This is a genomic window from Actinoplanes sp. NPDC089786, from assembly GCF_040684855.1.
Taxonomy (GTDB): Bacteria; Actinomycetota; Actinomycetes; order Mycobacteriales; family Micromonosporaceae; genus Actinoplanes.
Map to the genome: position 1 here is coordinate 82,685 of NZ_JBFBGU010000021.1, position 26,579 is coordinate 109,263.

21 protein-coding genes are annotated in these 26,579 nt (G+C 71.0%); 6 read left to right on the forward strand and 15 right to left on the reverse strand.

Translation table 11 applies throughout. The features are described 5' to 3' along the window. Window positions 1-58: 58 nt before the first annotated feature. The gene (locus tag AB0O15_RS38095) at window positions 59-1,492 is read right to left on the reverse strand and encodes a hypothetical protein (RefSeq protein WP_364329558.1); all 1,434 of its coding nucleotides are present in this window, start codon (window positions 1,490-1,492) and stop codon (window positions 59-61) included. 139 nt (window positions 1,493-1,631) lie between these two features. Here AB0O15_RS38095 and AB0O15_RS38100 point away from each other — a divergent pair, with 139 nt between their 5' ends. From AB0O15_RS38100 to AB0O15_RS38120, 5 genes are all read left to right on the forward strand, one after another. Next, window positions 1,632-2,306, forward strand: a complete 675-nt coding sequence (locus AB0O15_RS38100; RefSeq protein WP_364329560.1) for a DUF305 domain-containing protein — start codon at window positions 1,632-1,634, stop codon at window positions 2,304-2,306. 71 nt (window positions 2,307-2,377) lie between these two features. Continuing rightward, complete coding sequence (locus tag AB0O15_RS38105) at window positions 2,378-3,103, forward strand: hypothetical protein (RefSeq protein ID WP_364329562.1); 726 nt, start codon at window positions 2,378-2,380, stop codon at window positions 3,101-3,103. Between the two features lie 29 nt (window positions 3,104-3,132). Then, window positions 3,133-4,557 carry a M1 family metallopeptidase gene (locus AB0O15_RS38110; protein WP_364329768.1) on the forward strand — a complete coding sequence of 475 codons (1,425 nt, stop codon included), beginning with the start codon at window positions 3,133-3,135 and terminating at the stop codon, window positions 4,555-4,557. A 144-nt stretch (window positions 4,558-4,701) separates the two neighbouring features. Continuing rightward, entirely contained in the window at window positions 4,702-5,679 is a 978-nt protein-coding gene (locus AB0O15_RS38115; protein WP_364329565.1) for a TerC/Alx family metal homeostasis membrane protein, read from the forward strand. Between the two features lie 7 nt (window positions 5,680-5,686). Further along, window positions 5,687-6,688: a LacI family DNA-binding transcriptional regulator gene (locus AB0O15_RS38120; protein WP_364329567.1), complete on the forward strand. Its 1,002-nt coding sequence runs from the start codon at window positions 5,687-5,689 to the stop codon at window positions 6,686-6,688. Window positions 6,689-7,199: 511 nt separating this feature from the next. On the opposite strand, the gene AB0O15_RS38125 is transcribed toward AB0O15_RS38120, so the two are convergent. The 12 genes from AB0O15_RS38125 to AB0O15_RS38180 all read right to left on the reverse strand — a co-directional run bounded on the left by AB0O15_RS38125 (window position 7,200) and on the right by AB0O15_RS38180 (window position 23,490). Then, a complete protein-coding gene (locus tag AB0O15_RS38125; protein WP_364329570.1) occupies window positions 7,200-11,816 on the reverse strand; it encodes a trypsin-like peptidase domain-containing protein in 4,617 nt (1,538 codons plus the stop codon). Next, complete coding sequence (locus AB0O15_RS38130) at window positions 11,807-12,127, reverse strand: CU044_2847 family protein (protein WP_364329571.1); 321 nt, start codon at window positions 12,125-12,127, stop codon at window positions 11,807-11,809. The genes AB0O15_RS38125 and AB0O15_RS38130 overlap by 10 nt, the downstream gene beginning before the upstream one ends. Before the next feature lie 239 nt (window positions 12,128-12,366). Continuing rightward, on the reverse strand, window positions 12,367-12,990 hold the full coding sequence (locus tag AB0O15_RS38135) for a transposase (RefSeq protein WP_364329574.1): 624 nt from the start codon (window positions 12,988-12,990) through the stop codon (window positions 12,367-12,369). Then, window positions 12,900-13,445, reverse strand: a complete 546-nt coding sequence (locus AB0O15_RS38140; RefSeq protein ID WP_364329577.1) for a winged helix-turn-helix domain-containing protein — start codon at window positions 13,443-13,445, stop codon at window positions 12,900-12,902. Before AB0O15_RS38140 ends, AB0O15_RS38135 begins: the two co-directional genes overlap by 91 nt. A 93-nt stretch (window positions 13,446-13,538) precedes the next feature. Beyond that, complete coding sequence (locus AB0O15_RS38145; RefSeq protein WP_364329580.1) at window positions 13,539-14,318, reverse strand: SAM-dependent methyltransferase; 780 nt, start codon at window positions 14,316-14,318, stop codon at window positions 13,539-13,541. Window positions 14,319-14,331: 13 nt separating this feature from the next. Beyond that, complete coding sequence (locus AB0O15_RS38150; protein ID WP_364329582.1) at window positions 14,332-16,302, reverse strand: EAL domain-containing protein; 1,971 nt, start codon at window positions 16,300-16,302, stop codon at window positions 14,332-14,334. Further along, the gene (locus AB0O15_RS38155) at window positions 16,299-16,853 is read right to left on the reverse strand and encodes a sigma-70 family RNA polymerase sigma factor (protein WP_364329585.1); all 555 of its coding nucleotides are present in this window, start codon (window positions 16,851-16,853) and stop codon (window positions 16,299-16,301) included. The genes AB0O15_RS38150 and AB0O15_RS38155 overlap by 4 nt, the downstream gene beginning before the upstream one ends. A gap of 146 nt (window positions 16,854-16,999) precedes the next feature. Then, complete coding sequence (locus AB0O15_RS38160; RefSeq protein WP_364329588.1) at window positions 17,000-18,331, reverse strand: nitrate/nitrite transporter; 1,332 nt, start codon at window positions 18,329-18,331, stop codon at window positions 17,000-17,002. After that, window positions 18,328-18,630, reverse strand: coding sequence for a Rieske 2Fe-2S domain-containing protein (locus AB0O15_RS38165; protein ID WP_364329591.1), 303 nt, complete (start codon window positions 18,628-18,630; stop codon window positions 18,328-18,330). The genes AB0O15_RS38160 and AB0O15_RS38165 overlap by 4 nt, the downstream gene beginning before the upstream one ends. Then, a complete protein-coding gene (gene nirB / locus AB0O15_RS38170; protein WP_364329594.1) occupies window positions 18,627-21,068 on the reverse strand; it encodes a nitrite reductase large subunit NirB in 2,442 nt (813 codons plus the stop codon). The genes AB0O15_RS38165 and nirB overlap by 4 nt, the downstream gene beginning before the upstream one ends. Then, complete coding sequence (locus AB0O15_RS38175) at window positions 21,068-21,415, reverse strand: molybdopterin oxidoreductase (protein WP_364329597.1); 348 nt, start codon at window positions 21,413-21,415, stop codon at window positions 21,068-21,070. Before AB0O15_RS38175 ends, nirB begins: the two co-directional genes overlap by 1 nt. Continuing rightward, complete coding sequence (locus AB0O15_RS38180; protein WP_364329599.1) at window positions 21,415-23,490, reverse strand: molybdopterin oxidoreductase family protein; 2,076 nt, start codon at window positions 23,488-23,490, stop codon at window positions 21,415-21,417. The genes AB0O15_RS38175 and AB0O15_RS38180 overlap by 1 nt, the downstream gene beginning before the upstream one ends. A gap of 499 nt (window positions 23,491-23,989) precedes the next feature. On the opposite strand from AB0O15_RS38180, the gene AB0O15_RS38185 reads away from it, so the two are divergent. Continuing rightward, window positions 23,990-24,544, forward strand: coding sequence for a hypothetical protein (locus AB0O15_RS38185; RefSeq protein ID WP_364329602.1), 555 nt, complete (start codon window positions 23,990-23,992; stop codon window positions 24,542-24,544). A 20-nt stretch (window positions 24,545-24,564) separates the two neighbouring features. Here the strand turns inward: AB0O15_RS38185 and AB0O15_RS38190 are convergent, their stop codons facing one another. Both AB0O15_RS38190 and AB0O15_RS38195 read right to left on the reverse strand, forming a co-directional pair. Then, window positions 24,565-25,302 carry a CbiX/SirB N-terminal domain-containing protein gene (locus tag AB0O15_RS38190; protein ID WP_364329605.1) on the reverse strand — a complete coding sequence of 246 codons (738 nt, stop codon included), beginning with the start codon at window positions 25,300-25,302 and terminating at the stop codon, window positions 24,565-24,567. After that, window positions 25,299-26,417, reverse strand: coding sequence for a uroporphyrinogen-III synthase (locus AB0O15_RS38195; protein ID WP_364329607.1), 1,119 nt, complete (start codon window positions 26,415-26,417; stop codon window positions 25,299-25,301). Before AB0O15_RS38195 ends, AB0O15_RS38190 begins: the two co-directional genes overlap by 4 nt. Between the last annotated feature and the right edge of the window lie 162 nt (window positions 26,418-26,579).

Genomic DNA, 26,579 nt, shown 5'->3' on the forward strand with positions numbered 1-26,579 from the left:
GAAGGCCCGGAGCGGACTCCGGGCCTTCTTTTTAGATCACATCGCGGTCAGGCGAACCTCACCAGGAGGAGAAGCTCGTCTGGCTCTGCGCGTTGAACCGGTTCGTACGCGCGTTCTTGGCCGGGTCGGTCTTCGGGTCCACCAGGTCCAGGACGTCCAGGCCCTTCTGGATGTCGCTGGAGTAGATGTAGCCGTTGTACCAGTACGCCGACCAGGAGCCGCCGATCTGCAGCGCGGTGTCGCTCAGCGGACCACGCTCCCAGTAGGCGATCTCCTTGGGGTTGCGGGAGTTGGTGAAGTCCCACACCGAGATGCCGCCCTGGTACCAGGCCTGGACCATGATGTCGCGGCCGGGGACCGGGATGAGCGAGCCGTTGTGCGCCACGCAGTTCTCGGTGGCCGTGTTGATCCGCGGGATCTTGAAGTAGCTGCGGAACTTGAGCTTGCGGTTCGCCCCGCTGCCCACGATGTCGTAGATCGCGTCGGCGCCGTGGTCCGAGCTGACCGCCTCGGTGCACTCGGCGCCACCGCCGCCGCCCAGCTCGTCGGTGAAGACGACCTTGGTGGCGTCGTTGTTGAAGGTGGCCGAGTGCCAGAAGGCGAAGTTCTCGGTGTCACGGACCGCGGTGATCACCTTCGGGTTGGCCCGGTCGGCGATGTCGATCAGGACGCCGTCACCCATGCAGGCGCCGGCCGCGATGTCCTTCTCGGGGTACGCGGTGATGTCGTGGCAACCGGTCGTCTCCGACGTGGCGTTGCCGGCCGGGTTGCCACCCTCCGGGAACAGGATCGGCGTCGACACGACACGTGCGCCGGCCGGGTTGTTCTTCGGCACCTTGATGACCGAGATCTTGTCGTGCGGCAGCGCGCAGTTCGCCACGCTGGCCCGCGACAGGTTGTACGACTGCACGTAGATGTAGACGTTGGGGTCGCCGGCCTTGCCCGGGATCAGCGTCTGCGTGTGCGAGCCGCAGTCGGTCTTCACCGCGGCCACGTACTGCGGGCTGACCGGGTTGGTGATGTCGAAGATCTTGACACCCTCCCACCGCGCGTCGGCCGGGGCGTCCGCCGGGACCGACGTGCTGTTGCAGGAGTTGTCCGACCGCTGCGAGTCGGTGCCGAGGAAGAGCAGCTTCCCCTGGACCGAGATGTCGTTCTGCGAGCCGGGGCAGACCACGACGGCCGCGACCGTCGGCTGCTTCGGCCGGCTGATGTCGTACACGGTGAATCCGTTGTAGTTACCGCCGTAGGCGTACTTCCCCTGGAAGGCCCAGTCGCTGTTGAGCGCGCTGGTGGTGTTGAACGGGGCCTGCTTCGGGATGTTCGCGGCCTGCGTGAGGTTGGGGCTGCTGCGGATCTCGTCCACCCCAGGGGTGTCCGACTCGGCCGCGGCAGCGCTGAACGGCGCGACCAGCAGGCTCAGCACGACGGTTGCCGTGCTCAGGGCTGCCAGCCTTCTGAGCTGCCGCCCTCGTGGGGCAGAGTGGGTCATGGGCATCCTTCCGGCTTCGAGAAGTGAACCGGCGGCGCCCACTTCTCGCGGAACGTGACGCCGGTATCACTCACCTTCGTCGCTACGATAGTGCTCGATCGACTTTTTCTATAGACGCTTTTCGTTACGAGGGGTGCAGATGGACAGACGCCGTTGGCTGACCCTGGGCGGGGTTGTCGTGGCGCTCCTGGTCACGACCGGCGCCATTGCCCTGGCCCGTTCCGGTGGGGAGCGTTCCGCCAGCACAGCGCGTCCACAAGCGAGTCACAGCGGGCCGCCGGCCACGGTCATCGTTCCCGGGAAACCGGGCGAGTCGGCCAAGGTCACCGACAGCGATCAGGTCGCGCCGCTGGACGCTTCCACCTACAACGCGGTGGATACGGCGTTCGTGCAGATGATGATTGCCCACCACCGGCAGGCCATCGCGATGGCCGACCTGGCGCCCCAGCGGGCCGGCAATGCGCAGGTGCGCAACCTGGCCGAGCGGATGAGCATCGCCCAGAAGATCGAGATCAACGTGCTCGAGGCCTGGCTCGAGGAACGCCGCCTGCCCGAGAACAACCCGGCCCACAACCACGCGACCATGCCCGGCATGCAGACCGATGCCGCGATCGCCGCGCTCACCGCGGCCAGGGGCGCCGATTTCGACAAGCGGTTCGTGACCATGATGACCGCACACCACGAGGGCGCCCGGGTGATGGCCGGCGACGTACTCAAGGGCGGTTCCGATCAGCGGGTGAACGAGATCGCCAACGAGATGGCGGTCGAGCAGACCAGTGAGATCCGCCGCATGCGCGACCTCAAGGTGACCTAGAAGTCGCCGATCCCGGCCCGCGTCGATAGGTTGGGGGCTGCCCCTGACCATCGAGGACAAGGGATCTGTGCGTGCAGTCCGTCATCACCATCGGAATTCTGTTGTCGCTCGCCGGCGCCGTCGCGCTGGCCGGGCTGGCCCTGCCGAAGCATGTCCGGCGGCCCCGCCAGCTCACCGTCTGGCTGACCATCCGGGCCGAACAGCGGCGCGCGGCCGAGAATCGCCGGGCCGCCGAGGCGGCCGAGAAGATCCGGTGGGCCGAAGAGGTCGCGGTGGCGGCCGGCGGCGCGGTCGGCACGGCCGAGCGGCGTCGCGCCGAGTGCCAGCAGGCGCAGGAGCGGGTGGCCGAGACCTGGCAGGCCTATCAGGACGCTGACCTGGCGCTGACCCGGGCTCGACGCGCGGCCGCGTACTCCTCTCTCGACTCGGTCTCCCACCCGGAACGGGCCAAGGCGCTGCGGCGCGCGGTCCAGGCGGCCCACCGGCGTGGCGACCTCTCCGACGAGCAGCTGCTCGACGCCCTGCTCCACCGCCAGGGCTGGAACCCCGAGCTGCACCCGGTCGAACAAGAGCTGGTCATCGCCAAGGCCGCCGTCCAGCACCGCTGGGAACAACATCGTGTGGCGCTCGACGCCGAGGCCGACGCGTGGCGCGCGGCCGACGTGGCGACCGCCGCCGTCCGCTCCCTGCGCGCCGAGGTCACGGCGGCCGCGCCACCGGCCGACGAGGCCCGGGCCGCCCTGCCCGACCAGACCCGCGAGCTGCCCATCCTCATGCGGAGAAGCCTCCCCGCCTAGCCGCCCGGGCCTGCTAGGTTGCCGAGATGATGCGCAGAGCGGCGGTCCTCACCTCGGTCCTCCTGTCGGTGACGTTGGCGGCGACCCCGGTCTCGGCCGCGCCGGCCGCACACCCCGGCGCCGCCGGCCTCGGCGATCCCTACTTCCCGCTCGACGGCAACGGCGGCTACGACGCCAAGCACTACGACCTCGACGTCCGGTACGCGCCGGAGACCGACGTCCTGACCGGCGTCACGACCATCCGCGCCCGGGCCACCGAGAGCCTGACCTCGTTCAACCTCGACTTCGACGGGATGACCATCCGGGCCGTCACGGTCGACGGCCACCCGGCCCGGTGGTCCCGGGCCGGCCAGGAGCTGACCGTCACCCCGCGCCGCTCGCTGCGCAGGAACACCGCGTTCATCACCAAGGTCACCTACGACGGCATCCCGAAGAAGATCGTCGACCCCGATCTCGGCGACGGCGGCGCCTTCACCACCGACGACGGCGTGGTGATCCTCGGCGAGCCGGACGTGGCCGCCGCCTGGTTCCCGTCCAACGACCACCCGCTGGACAAGGCCTCGTACACGATCAAGGTGACCGCCCCGAAGGGCCTGGAGGCCATCTCGAACGGCACGCTCGCCGGGCGCAGCACCCGCTCCGGTTGGACCACGTGGATCTGGGAGCAGCCCGAACCGATGGCGTCGTACCTGGCCACCGCCTCGATCGGCGAGTTCGGGCTGACGACGTACCGGAAGAACGGGATCTTCTTCCTGGACGCCATCGACCCGAAGCTCGACCCGGAGCTCGCGGCCAACGCACGGGCCAGCTTCGCCCGCGAGCCCGAGTTCCTCCGGTTCATGGCCGGCGTCTTCGGGCCGTACCCGTTCAAGGCCGCCGGTGGCCTGGTCGACTCCCAGGGCGAGTGGGGTTACGCGCTGGAGACCCAGGGCCGGCCGATCTACACACCCGGCGACTTCGGCGACCGGGAGGGCGGCGACAGCGTGGTGGTCCACGAGCTGGCCCACCAGTGGTACGGCGACAGCGTCGCGCTCGCCCGCTGGAGCGACATCTGGCTGAACGAGGGCTTCGCGTCGTACGCCGAATGGCTGTGGAGTGAGCACGAGGGCCTCGGCACCGCGCAGGAGAACTTCGACCAGTCCTACTCGCGGGCCGCCACCAGCTCGTTCTGGAAGATCAAGGTGGCCGACCCCGGTGCGCCGAACATCTTCAGCGGCGCCGTCTACGACCGTGGCGCGATGACCCTGCACGCCCTGCGGCTGGCCGTCGGCGACGCCAAGTTCTTCCGCATCCTCCGCACCTGGGCTCAGCAGAACCGCGGCGGCAACGTCACCACCGCGATGTTCATCGCCCACGCCGAGAAGATCTCCGGGCGGCAACTCGACGGCCTCTTCACTACCTGGCTGTACACCGCGGCAAAACCTTCTCAGGTTCCGTCCAGGCAGGTGACATAGCGTTCGGCCCGAGGGGAGTACCTCGACAGATCGTCCCGGTCAGTACGGGTCCTCGGGCGGGAGCCTCGGGCGGTCGCTCGGCTCACACAGGGCCGGGTGAGGGAGACCTCAGACGATGACACATGTCTGAGGAGGCTTGTTCCCGTGCCGGATTCCATCGGCTCCCCCGTGCTCTGGGCGATCACCATCGCCGTACTGCTGGCCCTGTTGATCTTCGACTTCGTCATCACGCGTCGCCCACACGACGTGCCGATGCGCGAGGCGGTCGGCTGGACCGTCTTCTACCTCGCCCTGCCGGTGCTGTTCGCGCTGCTGTTGTGGCCGCTGTACGGCGGCGACGCGGCGCTCGAGTTCGGCACCGGCTGGGTGGTGGAGAAATCCCTGTCGGTCGACAACCTGTTCGTCTTCATGCTGCTGCTCACCGCGTTCGCCGTGCCGAAGCAGCTCGCCCAGCGGGTGCTGCTCTACGGCATCGCCGGCGCCTTGGTGCTGCGGGCCGTCTTCATTGCGCTCGGCGCCGCCGTGATCAGCTCCGGCACGTGGGCGTTCCTGCTGTTCGGCGGGGTGCTGCTGGTGACCGCGATCCGGGTGATCCGGGACGCGATGTCCGGCCACCAGCAGGAGGTCGACATCGACTCGATGCGCAGCGTGAAGCTGCTGCGCCGGATGATGCCGGTGACCACCCGGTTCCACGGCGCCCGGCTCACGATCGTCGAGCACGGCAAGCGGGCCCTGACCCCGATGGCCCTGGTCGTGGTGGCCGTCTTCATGACCGACATCGTGTTCGCGGTCGACTCGGTGCCGGCCGTGTACGGCGTGACCGACGACCCGTACCTGGTCTTCGCCACCAACGCGTTCGCGCTGCTCGGCCTGCGGGCGCTCTACTTCGTACTCCGCAATGTCCTGGAGAAGCTGCGCCACCTGAACTACGGCCTCGGCGTGATCCTCGCCTTCATCGGCATCAAGCTGGTGCTGCACTGGGCCCACACGGTCTGGTCGTGGGTCCCGGACATCCCGACCCCACTCTCCCTGGGCGTGATCGTGGTGACCTTGGCCACCGTCACCGCGACCAGCCTGGCGGCTAACAAAAGGGAGCGCGAGCGGGAGACGGTGTCCCTATAGTGGCCGGATGCCGACGAAGAGGTCGACGCTGGCCGATGTCGCGGCGGCCGCGGGTGTGTCCAAGGCGGCGGTCTCCCGGGTGGTCAACGACGCGCCCGGGGTGGCGCCCGAGACCCGCGAGCACGTCCGCCGGGTGATCGAACGGCTGGGCTGGCGGCCCGACCCGGTCGCCCGCGCGCTCGCCTCCGGCCACGGCGACGTGATCGAGCTGGTCGTGGTCGACGACGCCTCCTGCTTCGGCAGCAACCCGTACTACGGCCGGGTGACGGCCGGCGTCCTGCTCGAGCTGGCCGGCGGCAACGCCCAGCTCCGAGTGCACGTGATCGACGAGGCCGGCGCGCCGTCCCTGCTCGCGACCATCGCCGACACGGTCAGCCTGGGCGTGCTGCTGCTGAACGTCTCCCCCAAGCTCGCCGCCGACTTCTACGCCCGCTGCGACCGGGTGGTGACGATGGGCCCGTCCGCGCCGCGGGTGCCCTATGTCGACATGGAGAACGCCGCCGGCCTGGAACAGGCGGTCCGCCACCTGCACGAGACCGGCCGCCGCCGGATCGCCGCGGTCCACGGCCAGGAGGGCAACCCGTGCGCCGACGCCAGGCGAGAGGGCTACGGCCGCGCCGTCCGCGACCTCGGCCTCCCCGACATCTCGGCCATCGGCAAGTTCCGTCCCGAGGCCGGTTACGAGCTGACCCAGCGCCTGCTCGCCGAGGAGCCCACCATCGACGCCATCGTGGCCGGCTGCGACCTGATGGCCACCGGGGTGGTTCGCGCCCTGTCCCACCTGGGCCGCCGGGTCCCCCACGACGTCGCGGTGGTGGGCTTCGACAACTGCATCATCGCCAGCAGCCTCACGCCGGCGCTGACGTCGGTCCATCAGCCGGTCGAGGAGATGGCCGCGGCGGCCACCCGCGCCCTGGTCAACCGCACCCTCGCCCCACATTGGCGGGTCGTCTTCCCCGCCGAACTCCGAATCCGCGAAAGCTCGACGTCCTCCAAACCAGATGCGTAGCGTTCCCCAACATCAAGATCAAGCAGGCCCGCTTCCTCCCACCCCAAATCAAGATCAAGGGCTTCATGTCGTATCTCGGTGGGTGGTGCAGACCGCAGCTCCCGCCGAGGCCGGCCACGCGGCTCTTGGCCGCTGGCGCGTCCAGAACAGAGCCGCGCACCCTTCATTCTGCGTGCGTGGTCGCCCTCAAGGCATCCAGCGTGAACGCCCGGCCATCCACATTGGCGGGACGGCGCTGACACCCGCCATCATTGCGGCCGCCCTCGAGCCACGCCAAAACGAAGGCCACGCCAAGAGGGTCCGCCGGAGCGAAGGCGAAGGGCGCTAGACTAGACGGAGCTCGCCATTGCAGGGGGCGGGTCATTAGGTCGCCGCACTCTTCCAGCGGAAGCGGCCGGGGAAGGTGTGCGACCGGTCCGCTACCGGTAGAGCCGCCCTGCTGGCTGGAAGCTTCCTTCGGCCGTGCGGAGCCTGTCGTTCGGGACGGTTTGCCGGGATGCTGCTTATTATCCTACGGTGCGACGGGCCCGGTACCGACGAGGTGGCGTTGCCGCTCGGCGACGGTGAGGTTGCGGGTCAGCAAGGCGCGAGCCGAGCGAAGAAGATCGTCGGTTTCGACCAGCGAGACCCGCAGACCGCGCCGGTCTCTGGTCAGCAGGTAGCGGCCGTCGTCGCCGACGAAGACAGCGTGGAAGACCGGGTCGTCGCCGCCGTGCTCGATCGCGCAGAGCCGGGTGCCGGTGGCGATGTCCATCACGTGTGCCGCCCGGTCGCGCAAAATGGCGAGGCGTCGGCCGTCGGGCGAGAAGGCGGGCGGGGTGCCCCAGTGGTCGGTCTCGAAGGTGGCGAGCACCGATGCGCGTTCCGTGTCGACCACCGCGACCACGTTTCCGCGCAGCTCGTCGAAGCCCCGCACGGCGACCCGGGCGCCGCCTGGGCCGGCCGTGATGGTGTGGGGGACGAACGGCAGCTCGGTGCCCCGCAACCGTGGCCCGCCCGTACTCGCGTGGAAATCCAGAGACCGGTCCCGCAGCAGCGCGATCCAGCCGTGCGGGCCGCTTTCCAGATGGTCGCCGGTGGGGCGACCGCCGATCGCTACGGCGCTGTGATTGGTGCGGGCGCGCAGCCGTAGACGCTCGGCGCCGTCACTTGTGGACAGCACGACGACGGTGCCTTGATGTGTGCCCGAGTTGTCGCTGAATGACAGATGGGCATCCTCGTCCGCCACCAGCATGGCCGCCAGGGCGCCGTCCGGGCTGACCGCCATGACCTTGCCCGCCACCCCGATGGTGGCGACCGCGGCGCCGGTCCGCAGGTCGGTGACCCGCAAGGTCCTGGCGCGGCCGCTGTAGGGCGACAGGTGCACGCGGTCGTCGATCTCCCCGGCCGGTGGCAGGCCGTGCGGCGCACCGGCGATGGTGACCAGCCGGCGCGCGTCGGCGGTGACGCCGGCGTACAGCACCTCCTTGCAGCCGGGGTGATCCACGACGAGCGGCTCCGCGCGGTCCGGGTGCGGCGTGAACGGCGCCGTCGTCTCGTGTACGAACGCCGTGCCGGCTGAGGCGGTGACCAGGTAGGTGCCGTCGGCACTCGTCGCCAGCGACTTCGTGCTCCCGGCGTGTGTGACCACGAGCCGCCGGGCCATGGTCATCGTGTCGACCGCGTGCACGCGCTGGACGCGCTCCTCGGCAAACGATGTGAACGGGCCCACCAGTTCGGTGAGGAACACGACAGTGCCCGCCGCGCTGATCAGGGGCTCCTCGAGCCGTCTGGGGTCATCGATCCGGGACACCTCGGTGCCGTGCGTCGCGAAGACCTCGACCGGGCCGGTCACCGCCGCGGCGACCGTGCGCAGCCGCCGGCCGTCAGAGTGGAACGCCATGCCGATGATGTCGTGTTCGTGGTCGGCCCGCGCGTACTCGATGCCCCAGGAGACGTCGAAGACGCGGGCGGCGAACGTCCCGGCGATAGCCACCCCGGAGCCATCGGCGTTGAACAGGACGGACGTGCACGGGCCGTCGTGGTCCCAGCGGTGCGTCTCACGGCCGTGGCGGACGTCGATGAGCTGCCCGGCCCCCGGCCGCGCGCGCCGCGTGTCGCCCAGCGCCACGGCCAGGTGGTCACCCTTCGGAGCGAACGCCACCGCCGTGACCGGCAGATGGCTCGGGAAGCGGTGCCGCAGCTCACCCCGGCGGCGCAGGTCGAAGATCTCTACGGCGCCGCCGTGGGCGTCGCCGCAGCTGTCCACCGCGTTGGTGCCGGCCGCCACCAAGGAGTTGTCGGGGCTGAAGGCCAGTGAAAGGCCGGCGCTGCCGTCGTGCTCCAGGACGATCGGCTTCGACCGGGCGCTGGTCAGGTCGACGACCATCGTGCGGCTAATCCACCTGTGATGCTGTTTGTCGTCGTACCTCCCGGCGGTGAGAGCCACCATCGAGAAGTCGGCGTTGAAGGTCACCTGCTCGCCGGCGTCGCCGATCGGGCGGGTGTGGAGCACCCGGCCGGTGCCGACGTCGGTGACCCGGACGACGGCGTCGCGGACCAGCCGGTCGGTGAGGGTGCCCTGGCGAACGCGGACCACGGCCAGGTGCTTGCCGTCGTCGCTCATGGCCGCCGAGACGATGGGCATCCGCCCGTCGTCCGCGGTCAGCCGTCTGCCCGTGCGCAGGTCGACGACGACGGCCCGGTGGCCATCGTTGTGCAGCCCCACGGCGGCGTCGCCGGCCGGCGCGAAGAACATCTCCTCCCGGTGCACCAGGTGACAACCGGGATCGTCGAAGCCGACGTGGAAGACCTCGGTGAGCCCCTGCGGGAACCGGTCGGAACTGCCGTCGCGCACCGTGCGGATCAGGTGGTCCCCGGTGCTGCTCAACCGGATGCGCGCATACTTTTCTCCGTTGTCCTCGAGCCGGGCGACCGGGCACGGCGCGGTGCGCATGGCGTGCCGCAGGGCACTGTCGCCCTCGAAGGTCCAGGCGGTCGCGAGCGACTCGATGGCCAGCGCCAGCGGCAACGGTCCGCCCCGGATCGAGGTCGCCGTCGCCAGTTCGGAGGCCGCCGCGAGCCGCCGGGCGTCCGCCTCGGCCGCGGCCCGCTGCGCCCGATCGGCCGCCTCCACCGCCGCGGCTCGGGCCGCTTCCAGCTCGGCAATCCGCCGCTGCCAGGCCGACCGGCTCCGCTCGACCAGCCGGACGACCTCGTCGGGGATGTCGGCCCGGCGTTCGGCGAGCCAGTGCTCGGCCGCGCCGATGCGGGTGTCGCCGAGTAGTTCGTCGTCAGCGATCCGCTCTTCCATGGTTGCCAGCCACCGCTGGAACTCGGAGTCCTCGTCGACCCACCCGGCCAGGCGTTCCCAGCTACGGATCAGGGACTCGTGCGCGAGCCGGACCAGCGGCTCGTCGTCCTCCTGGCCGGGCAGCGCCGGCTCCACCACGAGCAGCCGGTAGCGGTTCAACTCCTCGATCAGCAGGCCGGTCGCCTCGAACCGGCGCCGGGGCGCGGCCCGGCCGATCGCCTCGGCTGCGCCGCCGTGCGTGCGCACCAGGGCCAGCATCACCGCCTTGACCTGCGCGGCCCGGCCTTCTGCCCGGAAGCGCTGATAGCAACGTTCGGCGTGCCGGTTGACTGCGCCGGTCACCCCGCCGAAGCCGCGGTAGTCGGCGAAGGTCAGCCGCCGCCCGCGCTGCGACTGCCACAGCTGGGCCAGGGTGAACTCCATCAGCGGCAGGCTGCCCGGCCCGCCACTGGCGTCGGCGGCGATCTGCTCGGCGAGCCCAGTCTCGTAGGCGACGCCGCGGGCGCGGGCCGGCTCGCTCACCGCCCGCCGCAGAGCCGCGACACCCATCGGTGACAGCGCGATCATCCGGTCCCGGAGGCGGGCACCCTGCCCGGGCAGTTCGAGCAGCATGGGCAGGAAGTCGGCCCGGATGGTCACCACCACGCGGGCCGCCGGGGACGCGTCATGCGGACCGGGGAGCAGCACGTCGACCAGCTTGCGTCGGTCCTCCGGCGAGGTGCCGCCCAGCAGCTCCTCGAACTGGTCGAGGTGGACCAGCACCTGCTTGCCGGCGGCCTCAGCGCGCCGGGAGACGACCGGGTTGAGCCCGGCGGCGGGGGCATCGGCCGGCAGGTTCCACTCGTCGATCCCGGTGGCCGAGCGCAGGGCCAGGTCGATGTCGGACAGGAAGCGCTCGAGGGGCCGCGCCGAACCCGGGCCCGGGCGCACCGCCACGGCAACCCCGCCCGCGGCCCGCCACTGCGGCACCACACCCGCGTTGATCAGCGACGACTTGCCGATGCCGGATGGGCCGACGACCAGCGCGAGGGTGTGGTCGCCGAGCACGCCGAGGAGGTGGTCGGTGTCCTCCTCGCGCCCCACGAACACGGCCTCGTCGAGCGGGCCGAACGGCTGGAGACCCCGATAAGGCGACGGAGGGATGCCGGCCAGGACCTCGGGCCAGGCGCGAACCAGCCGGTCGATCGGCACCCCGTAGGCGTCGCGATGCTCGTCGCGGCTGCTGGCCACTGCGAGCATGCCGATCACGCTGTCGCCGTAACTGCCCGCGCGCACCAGCGGTGAGCCGCTGTAGCCGGGCTGCAGCCGCACCGCCGATGAGGGGCTGGAGTCGACCTGCAGCATGCCGTCGCCGACCCGGCCGAGCACCGCGGCCAGCACCCAGGAACCGGACCGGCGCGGCGGTGTGCTGGGGTGGCCGAAGACGTAGACCTCGCCGCCCGGCTGCGGCCGGGAATCCTCGGGCAGCCGGGCAGGTCCGGCCAGCACCGGCAGTTCCTCGCCCACCACGGCGAGCCCCGCGATGTCATCGCCCGACGTGCCGGACAGCGGCGGCGGCCGCCAGCGCACCACCCGGCAGAGCCGCACCGGAGCGCCGTCCGCGTCGCCCAGGATCGGGAAGTCGACCGGCACCCGCACGTCCGGCCCCGGGTCGTCCTGCCGGCGGCTGTCCCGCCCCAACGCGGCGTTGATGACGTGCGCGCAGGTCAGCAGGTGGAAGTCGTCGACCACGAAGCCCGTGCCCACCGGCCGCTGCGAGTCGAGGGCGAGGATCCGGACGAGGAAGCCGGCCCGCTCCACGTAGCGGCGCCTGCGCGTGCTCGGGCCTACTTCCACACCAGCGCGAGCTTGAAGTTGGCCTCGGCGTTGCCCTTGGCGACGATCACCCCGGTCTGGCCGCCCATCTTCAGCCCGAACTCAACCGACGCCTCGGTCGGTGCCAGCTCGCGGACCAGCGTGGCGACTTTCTGCAGCGACGGTTTCAGCTGGTGGAGCGCCTCCTCGAAGGTGATCCGCACGCGCCCAGCCACCGGGGAGTCGGCGTTGGAGGCCAGCACCAGCTCGTCGGGCAGCTCATCCGGATCGACCTCGAACGTCACCACGGCGTCAACACCCTCGCCGACACTGAACTCCAGCAGATGCGCCACCAAAACCTCCACAGAGGACCGGCTTGTGCTGTCGCATCCACAGTAGCCTAGGTCGCCCAAGGTCCCCTCCGCGGCGCGCTCGGTCCGCTGCTCGCCGGGCTGCTGCACATGAGCGGCGGGTGGACCCTGCCGCTGCTGTTTCGGCTCGCCTTCGCCCTCGTGGCCACGGTCCCGGCGATCACGCTCGCCAGGCCCGCGTTCGTCGAGGACGAACTCGCCCGCTAGAACACCTTTCGGGGTTAGGGTCTGGCCGGTGTCGGTGGGGACAGGCCGGTTCCGGTGAAGAAGGCGTCGATGAGGCCGGAGCGGCACTGCATGCGGTTGAGCCGGTTCTTTACGGCGGCGGTGAGGTCGGTGGCGGTGCTGACGCAGTGGTTGGACAGGCTGCGTTTCATCGTCGACCAGACCTTCTCGACGGGGTTCAGTTCTTGGGCGTAGGACGGCAGCAGGTAGACGCGTAGCCAGGGCCGGGCGGCGATCGCTTTGCGGATCGGCGGCGATCTGTGCGTCGACAGCCGATCCCAGACCAGCACGATCGGTGCCTGCAACTGCTGGTGGGCGGCATCCAGCAGAGCGATGAAGTCGGGTTCACGGAACCCTTTCGGCTCCCCTTTATGGCCGCGGTAGAGCAAGGTGCGGTAAATCAACCTGCTGCGTTCACCCGGCCGGTAGCAGCACAGCCCGGCCACCGACACCCGCACCGTGCCCTTCGCGGTCACCTTCACCACCGGCGTCGCACCCCTGGGCGCCCAGGTGGTGGCCTTGTGCGCTCTTAACGTCTGGCCGCACTCGTCGGCAAAGACGATCCACGCACCCCTGCGCACTGCGACTCTTTTAGCGCCGGCCACTGATACCGGCGCCACGCCGCGATCGCCTGCTCGTCACGCTCAGCCGCCCGGTGGATCGGCAACTGAGCGGTATAGCCGAGACGGCGCATCGCCTGCCACGCCGTGGTAACACCCACCCGCAGATGGAACATGGTCGCTATCAACGCCACCACCCGCAGCAGCGTCCACCGCTGGTCATCGGCATAACCGGCCGCTGCCGGGCCCAACTCCAGCCGCGTCTTCAACCGGGCCAACTGCTCATCGGACAACTTCGGATCCGGGCCGGCAGCACCCTTCGACGCCAACGCCTCTCGCCCACCGGCGACCCAGGCCCGCCGCCATTGATACGCCGACTTCGTCGACACCTCGAGTCGCTGCGCGACCTCGACCGGCGCCACCCCGGCATCGAACAACTCCGCCGCCTGCAACCGGACCTGCTCACGCCGGACACGTTCGCCCTGATCAACACCACCACCATCGCCATACCGCATCACACCAGCAGACCCGCAAACACCCACCACCGTCGATCACCCAAAAGCCTCACAGCGGACCCGAAAGAGACCCCCACCACGAAAGGTGTCTAATTAGACGCGGGCCACACCGGCCAGGACGGCCATGTGTTCGGGGCGCTCGCTGTCGGCCGGCGGAACCGGCCACTCGTGCAGCCAGACCAGGCCGGGCGGCTCCAGCGTGGCGTCGCCGAAGAAGCGCTGGATGCCGGACCGCGGCCGCCCCTCGGCCTGGGGAACGTCGCTGCGGGTGTAGATCGAGGCGACCTTCGGCGCTGAGGCGTCGGCGGGGGTGTCGCTCACGCCGTGCGAGATGGCCAGGAACGAGCCCGGCGCCAGCGCCCCGCGCAGGGTGTCGACCGCGGCGAACGCGTCGTCGTCCGGCACGAAATGCAGCATCGACAGCATCAGCAGGCCGATCGGCTGGGTGAAATCGAGGAACGACCGCAGCTCGGGCCGGGCCAGCAGGTCGTCGGCGAACCGCACGTCGGCCTGGATGACCGTGGCGACCGGGTTCTCGGCGAGGATCTCGCGGCTGTGCTCGACGGCCACCGGGTCGATGTCGACGTAGACGACGCGGGCTTCGGGAGACAGGGCCTGGGCGACCTCGTGCACGTTGCCGACCGTGGGGATGCCGCTGCCGACGTCGAGGAACTGGCGGATGCCGGCGCCGGCCATGTGTTGCACGGCGCGGCCGAGGAAGGCCCGGTTGATCCGGCACATCTCCGCCGCGTACGGCAGCGCGGCCAGCAGTTTCTGGGCCGCCTCGCGGTCGGCGGCGAAGTTGTGGCTGCCGCCCAGCAGCGCGTCGTAGATGCGGGCGCTGCTCGGACGCCGCATGAAGTCCTCGGACATGGCGCGCACGCTATCAGCCTCGACCGACCACTGTGGTCGGTTGACGGACCCAGGCGGCGACCCGTTGTGAGGTGGCCGGCGCGGCGTAGTGGAGGCCCTGGACGGCGTCGCAGCCGCTCGCGTCGAGACCGTCGGCGAGCCGCTCGTCGTCCACGCCGTGCACGGTCAGGGTCAGGCCGAGGGCGTGCGCGATGGTGGCCAGGCCGGCGACCAGGGACCGGTCCGCGGGCTCGCCGGCGACCCCGCCGGTGAGCTGCGGCAACGGGCTGCGCAGGCCGTGGATCGGCAGCTCTCGCAGGTACGCGACGCTGGTGTAGCCGGCGCCGAAGTCGTCGAGCACCACGCGTACGCCCAGCGCGCCGAGCGCCGCCAGCACGGTGTGGCTGTGCGCCCCGGCCGGCACCGCGTCGAGCCCGGACAGTTGCACATGCAGCCGGCCGGGCGTCAGGCCGGCGCCGGTGACCGCCTCGCGCACCAGGTCGACCACCTCGGGGTAGCCGATCCGCCGGACCGGCAGGTCGATGCCCACGTACGGCCCGTCCGCCGCGCCGCTCCACAGCATCGCCTGCCGGCACACCTGGCGCAGCACCTGCCCGGCCAGCCGGGTGGTGGCCACCCGGTCGCCGGTAAGCTCGCCGATGCGGCCGAGATCGAGCGAGCCGAGTTGGGGGTGCCGCCAGAGCGCCCGGACGTGCAGCCCGAGCATCCGCTGCCCGGCCGGGTCGAGGACCGGCTGGTAGGTGGGCGGCGCCGTGACCAGGCCGGTAATCGTGCCGGGCACGCCGGGGTCGCCGCCGCGCCGGTCGTGCACGGCCCAGCCGGTCCGCCCGGAGCGCGCCTGCCGCACCGCGATCTCGGCGTCCACCAGCAGCTGGCTGACGTCGAGGTCGGCCGCGCGCACGTCGACCACACCGACCGCGGCCTCCAGCGGCACCACCGGGCCGTCGTCCGGCAGGGTGACCGGGGCGGCGAGCAGTCCGAGGATCCGTTCGGCCACCTCGACCAGGTGGGCCACGCCACCGGTGTCCTGGATGAGCAGGGTGAACGACCGGCCGCCGTGCCGGACCAGCAGGTGGTCGGGGTTGCGGGTGACCGCGCGCAGCCGCCGGACCACGTCGATCAGGAGGGTGTCGCCGGCGTCGGGGCCGTTCTGCTCGCGGATCGCCGGGAAGCCGCCGAGGTCGATCAGGCAGACGCCGATGTGCCGGCCGCGGTCGCCGGTGCGGGACGCCTGCTCGAGCCGTTGCACCAGCCGGGCGCGGTTGGCCAGGCCGGTGAGCGGGTCGTAGTAGGCGAGGCGGCGGTACCGGGCCTCGCTGTCCTCCAGGGCCCGTTCGAACTCGCGGGCCGCCCGCAGCGTGGCCCGGTGGAGCGCCTCCTGCTGGCCGAGGATCCGCTCCTGCATGGCGGCGGCGTGCCCGGCGAGGAAGCTGGCCAGCGCGTCGCCGGGGCCGACGTGCGCGGTCAGGGTCTTGATCGTGCCGGGCAGCACGGCCGGGTGGCCGAGTCCCAGTTCGACCGCTTCGGCGCCCGCCCGGTGCGCACCTTCCAGGTCGGCCGGGTCTCCGGTGGCGGCGAGCCGCAGACGCTCCGCGAGGTCGTGCAGGCGGCGACGAGCGGCCTCGGGGGGCAGCGGAAGGAAGACTCCGGCCGCGACCACGGCGGCGTACCACACGGTGCCGACGCAGTCGCTGGTGGTGGTTACCGGGCGGGCGGGCTCTCGGGGCGGCGGTGTCGTGGCGGCGGCCTCCCGGGCGCTGATCACCGTACGCGCGGCCTGGGCCAGGGCGGCGTCGGTGTAGTGCTCGGCGGTCTGGCGGGCCGCCGCCACGATCCCGTCCGCGCGGGACCGCGCGTCTTCGATCAGCCGGTCCGGCAGCTCACCGGGAACCGGCTGGTAGCCGCACTCGCCCAGGATCTGGTTCAGCGCGGCGATCATCATTCCCGGGGTGACCTGGTCGTCCTCGACCGGCTCGGGGGTCATCTCTCGTCGCCACCCTCCCGCGGCGGCCGCTGCCACAGTTCCACGGCCTGACGCCGGCCGAGCTTCAGCGCCGTGCGTACCGCCTCGGGGGTCTTGCCGACCACGTCGGCGATCTCGGCCGGGGTCAGGCCCTGGGCGGACAGCCGGAGCGCCTCCCGCCGGGCCGGGGGCAGCTTGTCGAGCACCTGGGTGAACCACTCCTCGAGCTCCAGCTCGGTGAGCGCGGGGTCGGTGGTGCGGCTCTCGTCGTACGGCTCCACGTCGGGGACCAGCACCTCGCCGTCCGCATGGGCGACCCGGGAGCGCTGCTTGAGCCAGTGTGAGCGGGCCGCGACCCGGACCCAGGCGGCCGGGTTGGTCAGCGTGGGCCACCGGCGCAGCGCCTCACGGATCGCCTCGGCGACCGCGTCCTGTGCTTCCCAGACCTTGGCGCCCTCGGCCAGCAGGCCGCGCACCAGACTCTCCCAGTGCGCCCGGAAGAACTGTTCGATCTCGGCTGCGGGTGGCGGGTCCGGTATGGATCCGCCCGAGCTGTCGTCCCCGCCGACCACCGATAAGCCTCCGTTCGCCGATGAACCTCCGTCTACATAGGTCCAGCGGCGAACTGTGGCGTGACACCTCAGGGCGATCTTTCTCAGACTCCGGCAACTCCCCCTTGTCAGGTTTCAAGTGCACTCAACCTGCATGAAGTGTCGATTCACACGGCGATCAGTTTCCGCGCTGACGGGCGTCGATATACCGCCCAGGTGACTCCGACGCAGACGGCATAGAAGGCGATGAACGTCAGGTAGGCGGCGTCGGCCGTCTTGTACTCCAGGAAAGACTGCCGGAAGGCCAGGTTGACCAGCACACCTCCGAACGCGCCGATGGCGCCGGCGATGCCGATGACCGCGCCGGAGAGGCGGCGCGCCTCGTGCTCGGACTCGGGGTGACGGGCCCGGAAGATCGCCGGGATCATCTTGTACGTCGACCCGTTGCCGACGCCGCTGAACACGAAGAGCGCGACGAACCCGACCAGGTACAGCGGCAGCGACCGCAACTGTGAGGCAAGCAACACCACGCTCGCGCCGGCCGCCATCGCGACGAAGTTCCAGAACGTGACCCGGGCGCCGCCGAGCCGATCGGCCAGCGCCCCGCCGACCGGCCGGATCAGCGAGCCCAGCAGCGGCCCGAGGAAGGTCAGGTACGCGGCCTGGACCGGCGTGCTGAAGTCGGCGGCGAACTGCACCTGGAGCACCTGCCCGAAGGCGAAGCCGAAGCCGATGAACGAGCCGAACGTCCCGATGTAGAGCAGCGACATGATCCAGGTGTGCGGGTCCCGGGCCGCGTCCCGCATCCCGTGCTTCTCGTTGCGGGCCTGGCTCAGGTTGTCCATGAACAGCGCCGAGCCGAGCGCGGCCAGCACGATCAGCGGGATGTAGATGCCCGCCACCAGCCCGGGGTTCCCGGCGCCGACGGTGGCCAGCACCAGCAGGCCGACCAGTTGCACGGCGGCCACGCCGAGGTTGCCGCCGCCCGCGTTGATGCCCAGCGCCCAGCCCTTGAGCCGGTCCGGGTAGTAGGCGTTGATGTTGGCCATCGAGGAGGCGAAGTTGCCGCCGCCGACGCCGGCCACCGCGGCCAGGATCAGCAGCGTCGAGTAGGAGACGCCGGGCTCGATCAGGAACGCGGCCAGGATGGTCGGCACGAGCAGCAGCGTCGCGCTGACGATCGTCCAGTTCCGGCCGCCGAAGCGCGCCACGGCGAAGGTGTACGGAATGCGCAGCACCGCTCCGATCAGCGCGGGCAGGGCGGTGAGCAGGAACTTCCCGGCCGGGTCGATGCCGTACTGGGGGCCGAGGAAGAGCACCAGCACCGACCACATGGTCCAGACCGAGAAGCCGATGTGCTCGGAGAAGATCGAGAAGATCAGGTTGCGACGGGCGATCGGGGCGCCGGTCGACGCCCAGAAGGCCGGGTCCTCCGGCCGCCAGTCGTCGATCCAGTGGCCTTTGATCGTGGCAGCGGGCCGTTCCGCGACAGCGGTCATGGCAGGTCCTCCAGGATGAGCTGGTCGTCGTCCACGCGCACCGCGTAGACCGTGAGGGGTGGCACGTCACCGGTCGAACAGCCGGTGGAGAGGTCGAAGGCGGTCAGGTGCAGCGGGCAGACGACCACCCGGAGGTCGATCTGCCCGTCCGCCAAGGGCCCGCCACGATGCGGGCAGACGGCACTGAGGGCTCGGACCGAACCGTCACGCAGATGGAAGACGGCGATCTGCTGGTCACCGACCGCGTAGGCGCGGCCCTCACCGAGAGGGATGTCCGAGAGGTCGCCGAGCCGGATCACGACAGCACCGTCAGCGGGAGCGAGGTGCGGAACTGGCCGGGCGTGGCCGGAACCTTCCGTTCCTGCCAGGGATCGACGTAGGCCGCCACCGAGGCGGCGATCGCGGCGTCCAGGTCGGCCGCGATGCCGTCGCTGTCCTCGACGACGACGGCCCGGACCCGGTCGATGCCGATCCGGGGCACGAACGCGTACGTGCGCTCCAGCCAGTTGGCGTTCTCGCGGTAGTACTGCAGGAACCGGCCGGTGAGCGTGAGCACCTCGTCGGCCGAGCCGACGGTGGCCAGCAGGTCGCCCTTGCGGACGTGGGCGCCGGCCGCGCCGCCGACGTAGATCTCCCACTTCCCGCCGTCGATGGCCACCACGCCGAGGTCCTTCACGTACGCCTCGGCGCAGTTGCGCGGGCACCCGGTGACCGCGAGCTTCATCTTCCCCGGCCCCTCGATGCCCTGGTACCGCTCCTCGATCGCGATGCCCAGCGCGGTGGAGTCGCCGACCCCGAACCGGCAGAACTCCGACCCGACGCAGGTCTTGACGGTCCGGAAACTCTTCCCGTACGCCCAGCCGGACGGCATGTCGAGGTCGGCCCAGATCTGCGGCAGCCGGTCCTTGGGCACGCCGAGCAGGTCGATGCGCTGGCCGCCGGTGAGCTTGACCATCGGCACCTGATGGCGTTCGGCCACCTCGGCGATGCGCTTGAGCTGGGCCGGTGTGGTGACGCCACCCTTCATCTGGGGCACCACCGAGAACGTGCCGTCGCGTTGGATGTTGGCGTGCACCCGGTCGTTGATGAAGCGGGCGTCGCGCTCGTCGTCGTACTCGGCGCCCCACATCATCTTGAGCAGCGAGGCCAGGCCCATCTTGCTCTTGGCGTCCTCGTCGCCGCCGGGGGTGAGCTTGGCGAAGACCTGCGACACCGAGGTGAGCCGGTGCTCGCGGATCGCCCGCATCAGCTCCGGCTTGGGCATCGGGACGCCGGGCACGTACCAGGAGGCGGCCGGGTCCTCCTCGACCTCGCCACCGGCGGCCCACTCGACGATCTGCGCGACGAGCCCCTTGCACGTACCGCAGCCCTTGCCGGCCTTGGTCTTGTCCATCACGCCGTTGACCGTTTTGCAGCCGCCCTGGACGCAGGCCGCGATCGTGCCCTTGGTGACGCCGTTGCAGTTGCAGACCTGCTCGTCGTCGGCCATCTCGGCCGGGCTGACCTCGGCCGGCGGACCGCCCAGGTCGAACATCAGCTCGGCCCGCTCCTCGGGCAGGGCCAGGCCGCGGTCGAAGGCCTGCATCAGGAACGCGACCTTGCGTACGTCGCCGACCAGCGTGGCGCCGACCAGCCGGCCGTCCCGGATGACCACGCTCTTGAAGACGCCCTTGCGCGGCTCGGTGAAGGTCAGCACCTCGTCGTCGTCGCGTTGCGGCTCGGTGATGCCCATGGCCGCGACGTCGACCCCGGCCACCTTGAGCTTGGTGGCCACCCGGGACCCGTGGTAGGCGGCGTCCGGGTTCCGGCCGGTGATGTGGTCGGCCAGCACCGACGCCTGCTCCCACAGCGGCGCGACCAGGCCATACGTCTCACCGCGGTGTTGCACGCACTCGCCGACGGCGTAGATGTCCGGCTCGTCCTGGGCCCGCATCTGGTCGTCCACCACGATGCCGCGCTCGACCACCAGCCCGCTGGTCTCGGCGACCTCGCTGTTGGCCCGGATGCCGGCCGCGACCACCACCACGTCACAGGGGATGGTCCGCCCGTCGGCCAGCTTCACCCCGGTCACCGCGTTCTTGCCGAGGATCTCGGTGGTGCGGGCGCCGGTCACCACCTCGATGCCCAGCTGCTCGACGCTGGCCTGGAGGATCTGGCCGGCCGCGGCGGGCAGCTGCGCGTTCATCAGGTGCCCGGCGGAGTGCACCAGCGTGACGTGGGAGAGGTGGCTCTGCAGGCCGCGAGCCGCTTCCAGGCCGAGCAGGCCGCCGCCGATCACCACCGCACGCTCGTGGTCGCGGGCGTACCGGATCATGTTGCGGGTGTCGTCGAGCGTGCGGAAGGCGAAGACGCCCTGGTGGTAGCCGCGGCCGGGGCGGTGCAGGCCGGGGATCGGCGGCACGTGGGCCCGGCTGCCGGTAGCGATGATCAGCTTGTCGTACGGGGTGGCCGTGCCGTCCTCGGTGTAGACGTGCCGGGAGAAGCGGTCGACGCGGACGATCCGCTGCCCGGAATGCAGGGTGATGCCGTTGTCCGCGTACCAGCCGAGGTCGTTGAGGAAGATCCCGGCCTCGTCCTCCACCCCGGCCAGCAGGTTGGACAGCATGATCCGGTTGTAGTTGCCGTACGGCTCGTCGCCGAACATGGTGATCGTGAAGTCCCCGCCGCGGGCCAGGATCTCCTCGACCGTCCGGGCGCCGGCCATGCCGTTGCCGACCACCACCAGACGCTGGGGCATCAGACCTCCACCAGCCCCAGGTCGAGGACGACCGTGCCGGACAGCCCGGCCGGCGCGGCCACCCGCAGCTCGACCGCCGACCCGCCGACCAGGTCCTCGACCACCCGCAGCGGCACGTGCACGTCACCCTTGGCGGCGATCGGGAAGTAGCGCATCGGGCGCCCGTCGCGCATCAGCACGACGCAGATCAGCTCGTCCGCCGCGTTGCCGCCGCGGAAGTAGACCGCCTGGGCGACCACCCCGTCCGGCACCACGTAGCCGTGCAGTCCGTCGATCGGGGCCGGCTGGTCGAGGCCCTTGCCCTCGAACCCGAAGACCCCCTGCAGAAATCGTGGGGTGGAGTGCATCAGGTGGTTCCTTCCGGTACGGGCGCGATGGCCACCGCGCAGGCCTTGAACGCCGGCATCCGGGAGTGCGGATCCAGCGTGGGATCGGTCAGCAGGTTGGCGCCCACCCAGTGGAAGGGCGCGAAGATCGTGTCCGGGCGGATGCCCGGGTTGAGCCGGGCCCGGAAGACCGCCCGGCCGCGGCGGCTGCGCAGTTCGACCAGGTCGCTGTCGGCGATGCCGTGCCGGCGGGCCAGGTCCGGGTGCAGTTCGGCGCGCGGCTCGGGCACGGCCATGGTCAGCGCGGGCACCCTCCGGGTCTGGTTGCCGCTCTGGTACTGCTGCATGTTGCGGCCGGTGGTCAGCACGTACGGGTAGTCACGGTCGGGCATCTCGGCCGGGTCGCGGTGCTCGACCCGGATGAAGCTCGCCCGGCCGTCCGGCGTCGGGAAACCGTCGGCGAACAGCCGCGGGGTGCCCGGATGGTCGTCGGCCGGGCACGGCCAGAACACGCCGTCCTCCTGTTCGATGCGCTCATAGCTGATGCCCGCGTAGTCGGCGATGCCGCCGGCCGAGGCCCGTCGCAGCTCGTCGAAGACCGCGCGCGGCTCGTCGCTGAAGAACCGGCCGCGGCCCAGGCGGTCGGCCAGCGCCTTCAACACCTGGAGATCGGTGCGCACCTCAGGCGGCGCCTCGACCGCACGGCGGCGGCGCAGCACGCGACCCTCCAGGTTGGTCATCGTGCCGTCCTCCTCGGCCCATTGCGTCGTGGGCAGCACGACGTCGGCGAGGGCCGCGGTCTCGGAGAGGAAGATGTCCGAGACGACCAGCAGGTCCAGGGCGTTCAGGCGGTTCGTCACGTGGTTGGCGTTCGGCGCCGAGACCACCATGTTCGAGGCCAGCACCAGCAGCACCCGGACACCGCCGTCGGTGCCGAGGCGATCCAGCATCTCGTACGCGGAAAGCCCGGGTTGGGGCAGCTCAGCGGGGTCGATCCCCCACACCGCGGCGACATGGGCCCGGGCCGCGGGGTCGGTGAGTTTGCGGTATCCGGGCAGCTGGTCGGCCTTCTGCCCGTGCTCGCGGCCGCCCTGCCCGTTGCCCTGTCCGGTGATCGTCCCGTAGCCGGACGCGTCCCGGCCGACCAGCCCGAGCGCCAGCGCCAGGTTGAGCCAGGCCTGCGCGGTGTCGGTGCCGTTGCTGTGCTGCTCGGCGCCCCTGGCCGTCAGGATCATCGCCGGCCGCTCGGTCGCCAGCATCCGCACGGTCTCCCGCAGGTCGGCGGCGGACACCCCGGTCATCCGCTCGACCCGGTCCGGCCAGTAGGACGCGGTGGCCGCGCGCACCCCGTCGAACCCGGTGGTCCGCTCGCGGATGAACTCATCGTCGAGCAGACCCTCCCGGACCGCGATGTGCAGCAGACCGTTGGCCAGCGCCAGGTCCGTGCCGGGCAGGGGTTGCAGGTGGCGGTACGAGCCGGCCGCCGTCGCCGTCCGCCGCGGGTCCACCACGATGTGCCGGGCACCGGTGGCCCGCCCGGCGTCGAGGTACTGCATGGCCGGCGGCATCGCGTCGGCCGGGTTCGCGCCGACCAGCAGCACGGTCCGGGCCCGGGCGATGTCGGCCACCGGGAACGGCAGCCCGCGGTCGACACCCAGCGCCCGGTTGGCCGCGGTGGCCGCCGACGACATGCAGAACCTTCCGTTGTAGTCGATCGCCGACGAGCCCAGCGCCACCCGCACGAACTTGCCGAGCGTGTACGCCTTCTCGTTGGTCAGGCCACCGCCGCCGAAGGCGCCGACGCTGTCCCGTCCGTACCGCTGCTGCGCGGTCTTGATCTGCCCGCTGATCAGGTCGAGCGCCTCGTCCCAGCCGGCCTCCCGCAGCGGGCTGCGCCGGTCCCCCGGCGTCTTGCGCACCAGCGGCGTGAGCAGGCGGTCCGGGTGATCGAGCAGTTCCGCGGCGGTCCAGCCCTTGGCGCAGAGCCCGCCCTGGTTGACCGGGAAGTCGGACGGCTCCAGCCGCAGCCCGCGACGCTCGGGCGTCAGCGTGATGCCGCACTGCAGAGCGCAGTAGGGGCAGTGGGTCGCGGTCATGGGCCGATGCTTCCGGCCGCCCGTTACCTTCTTGGTGGCCCCTTGGTCACGCGGGCGTACAGAAGGTCTTACATCCGGTGCGCGGCTGATGTGAGGTTGAGCCGCCGACAGAGGCCAGAAAACACAGAGTGTTTAAGATGTCACTCCAAGTGTTGAGACACCTCTCTGACATTCCTAATCTCGAAGAATGTCGATTGCATCGGTGGGCCGTGTCGCTCGTGCCGGCATCGCCGAGCCACCGGGGCCACCGCTCTTCGGCCGGCCTGACGGGTCGGCGAACCTCGCCATCGAGCCGGCGGACAGGTTGCGATCAGCCCTCAACGCAGGCGTTCCGCTGGAGCGTTATCGGCGCCTGTGGCGGTTCGGCCAGACCCACGAGGTAGATGGTTGCCTCCGCGGACACCTCGGGTACGAGCGCGAGAAGAACGCCACCCTGTGGGATCTGACCAAACAGGACTTCACCAAGGCCTCCGTACCCAACGGCGCCGCCGCGCCGTTCATGATCCGGCTCTCCGACCTCACCGTCGTCTTTCAACCCAAGCCCGACCTCCGGATCGACTCCTTCATCGGGGCTCTGCAAGCGATGATCCGCACTCAGACCGGGGAGACCGGGGAGACCGGGTGGCGTGTCACACCGCTCACCGGCGAAGTGTCCTTCACCGAGTGGCGCGACCACATCGATCTGGTGACCCGAGTACGTCTTCGTTTGACCAGGCCAGGTCCAGGAACAACGGAGAGCGGGCTCGTCGCCTCGATCGCCGAGTCGGGGTCCGACCTCGCGACCGTCGAGCTGCGAGCCGCCGAAGGGCTGAAGGCGTCGGCACCGCTGGTGAACGAGTTGGCTCGCCTGGCTGAGGAGGGATACGGCGAGTTCGCGGCCAAGGGGATCGCCGGCGAAGCCTTCGGGGCCGTGCGCGAGTGGAACAGCAATCTGCGCGGTGAAACGATCATCACTGACGTCGAAGTCGAGGCGGAGAGCGGCGAAGCGTCATGGAAGACGCTTGACGCGCAACTGGCCGACGTCCGTTCGGCGCCTTCCGCCGGTGCGGCCTGAACCCGTCCGGGCTGGCCCGTTCACGCTCGTACAGGAACTGTGGCCTGGTCATATCGGCGTGCGACGAGGCCGGCCACCCTCGGGTCGTGGCACAGCGGGGGTGTCACGTGGTCGGCGCCGGCCCGGTGCAGTGAGCGGTAGAAGAGGCCCTCGGCCAGCAGGTAGGCCGCCACGGTGATCCGCTCGGCGCCCTGTTCCCGCAGGCCGGCGACGACGTCCTTGGTCTCGTCCCGGCTCGCGTAGGCGACGTGGGCGTTCAGGTCGGCCGCCACGCCGGCGATCTCGGCCAGCCAGCCCGGGTCGGACGAGCCGGCCGCCGCGAGCACCAGGGCGTCGTGGTCGCGGCCGGCGCTCCCGGCCAGGATCTCGGTCAGCAGCGGATCGGGTCCCAGTGGCGGGGTGACGACACAGTCGCCGGCCGCCTCGGCGATGTCCACGCGCACGTGGTGGCCCGTGCTCAACAGCAGCGGCACGATGACCGGCGCCGCCCCTTTGCTCTGAGCGCGTATAGGCAACATGTCACCGCTCTGAGCGCGTAAAGGCAACACCCCACCGCTCTGAGCGCGTAAAGGCAACACCCCACCGCTCTGAGCGCGTAAAGGCAACACCTCGCCGATCCGGGGGTGCTGGACGTCGACGTAGGCCAGCCGGACATCGAGCTCGGGGCGGCACATCGCGACCGCGTCGACCAGCGCCCGGATCTGGGCCTGCCCGACCGCCGACCGGGTGCCGTGGGCCACGGCGATCAGCGGGTTCATGCCGCCTCGTCGATCCGGAGCCGGTAGCCGCGTTTGATCACCGTCTCGATGTGCCGGCCCGAGCCCAGCGCGGTACGGAGCCGGGCCACCGCCACGTCGACCGCGTGGCCATCGCTGGCCCGGGGCAGCGTCGCCGCCAGCCGGTCCTTGGAGACGACCGCGCCGGGGCGGGCGGCCAGCGCCGACAGGATCGTCATCGAGGCGGGGGCGAGCGCGTGCAATCGGCCGTCGATCAGCACGGCGTGGCCGCGTAGTTCGAGGTCGGACCCGGCGACCCGGAGGGTCAGGGCTCGTCGCGGCAACTCGTCGGTGATCGTCTTGATCAGGGCGCCGAGGCGGAACCGCTGCGGCGACACCACCGGCACGTCCCGCTCGATCAGCGGCGCCGCGGTCACCGGCCCCACGCAGGCGGCCATCACGTCGGTGCGCAGCCGCTCGAGCAGCCGCTCCTCGGACGGCCCGGCGATGGAGAGGAACGCCCGCACCGCCGGGGCGCTGGTGAACGTGACCGCGTCGACCTGGCCCTGGAGCACCTGGTCGACCAGCCGGCGGACCGGGGTGAGGTCGGGCGGCAGCGTCCAGCGGTAGACCGGCACCTCGACCACGGCCGCGCCGGCCGCACGCAGCGCCCCGATGAACGCGGCCTGCGGCTCGCCGTGCTGCTGCACCGCGATGCGCATCCCGGCGACACCTTCGGCGAGCAACCGGTCCAGGATCTCCTCGGAGCCCTCGGTGGCGGCCGCCCACTCCTCGGTCAGCCCGGCCGCCCGGATCGCCCCGCACGGCTTGGGCCCGCGGGCCAGGATCCGCGCCCGCCGCAGCGCCGCGCGCAGGTCGTCGCCCATCCCCCAGCCCTCGGCCGTCTCCAGCCAGCCCCGGAAGCCGAACCCGGTGGTGGCCACGACCAGGTCGGGGGCGAGCCCGATGCAGGCGGCGGTGGCCGCGCGCAACGCCTCGTCGTCGGCCAGCGGGACGATCGAGATCGTGGACGCGGTGACCACCCGGGCGCCACGCCGGGTCAGCAGCGCGGCCATCTCGTCGCGGCGCCGCTCGGCGGTCACCGCGACGGTGAACCCGGCCAGCGCGCCGACCTCGTCTCCCGGTCCCTGCGTCACCGGACCCATGCTGTGCGCTCTTGGTGACACTCCTGCGGCGCGCATGTTTCGGCGCTGTCAAGGCGACATCTCTTCCGACCGGCCACCCGGGTGAGGAAATGCGTTGACCTCAATCTCGGTCGAGGTTCTAAAGTCCGCCCATGAGCATGGAAGTCACCGCCT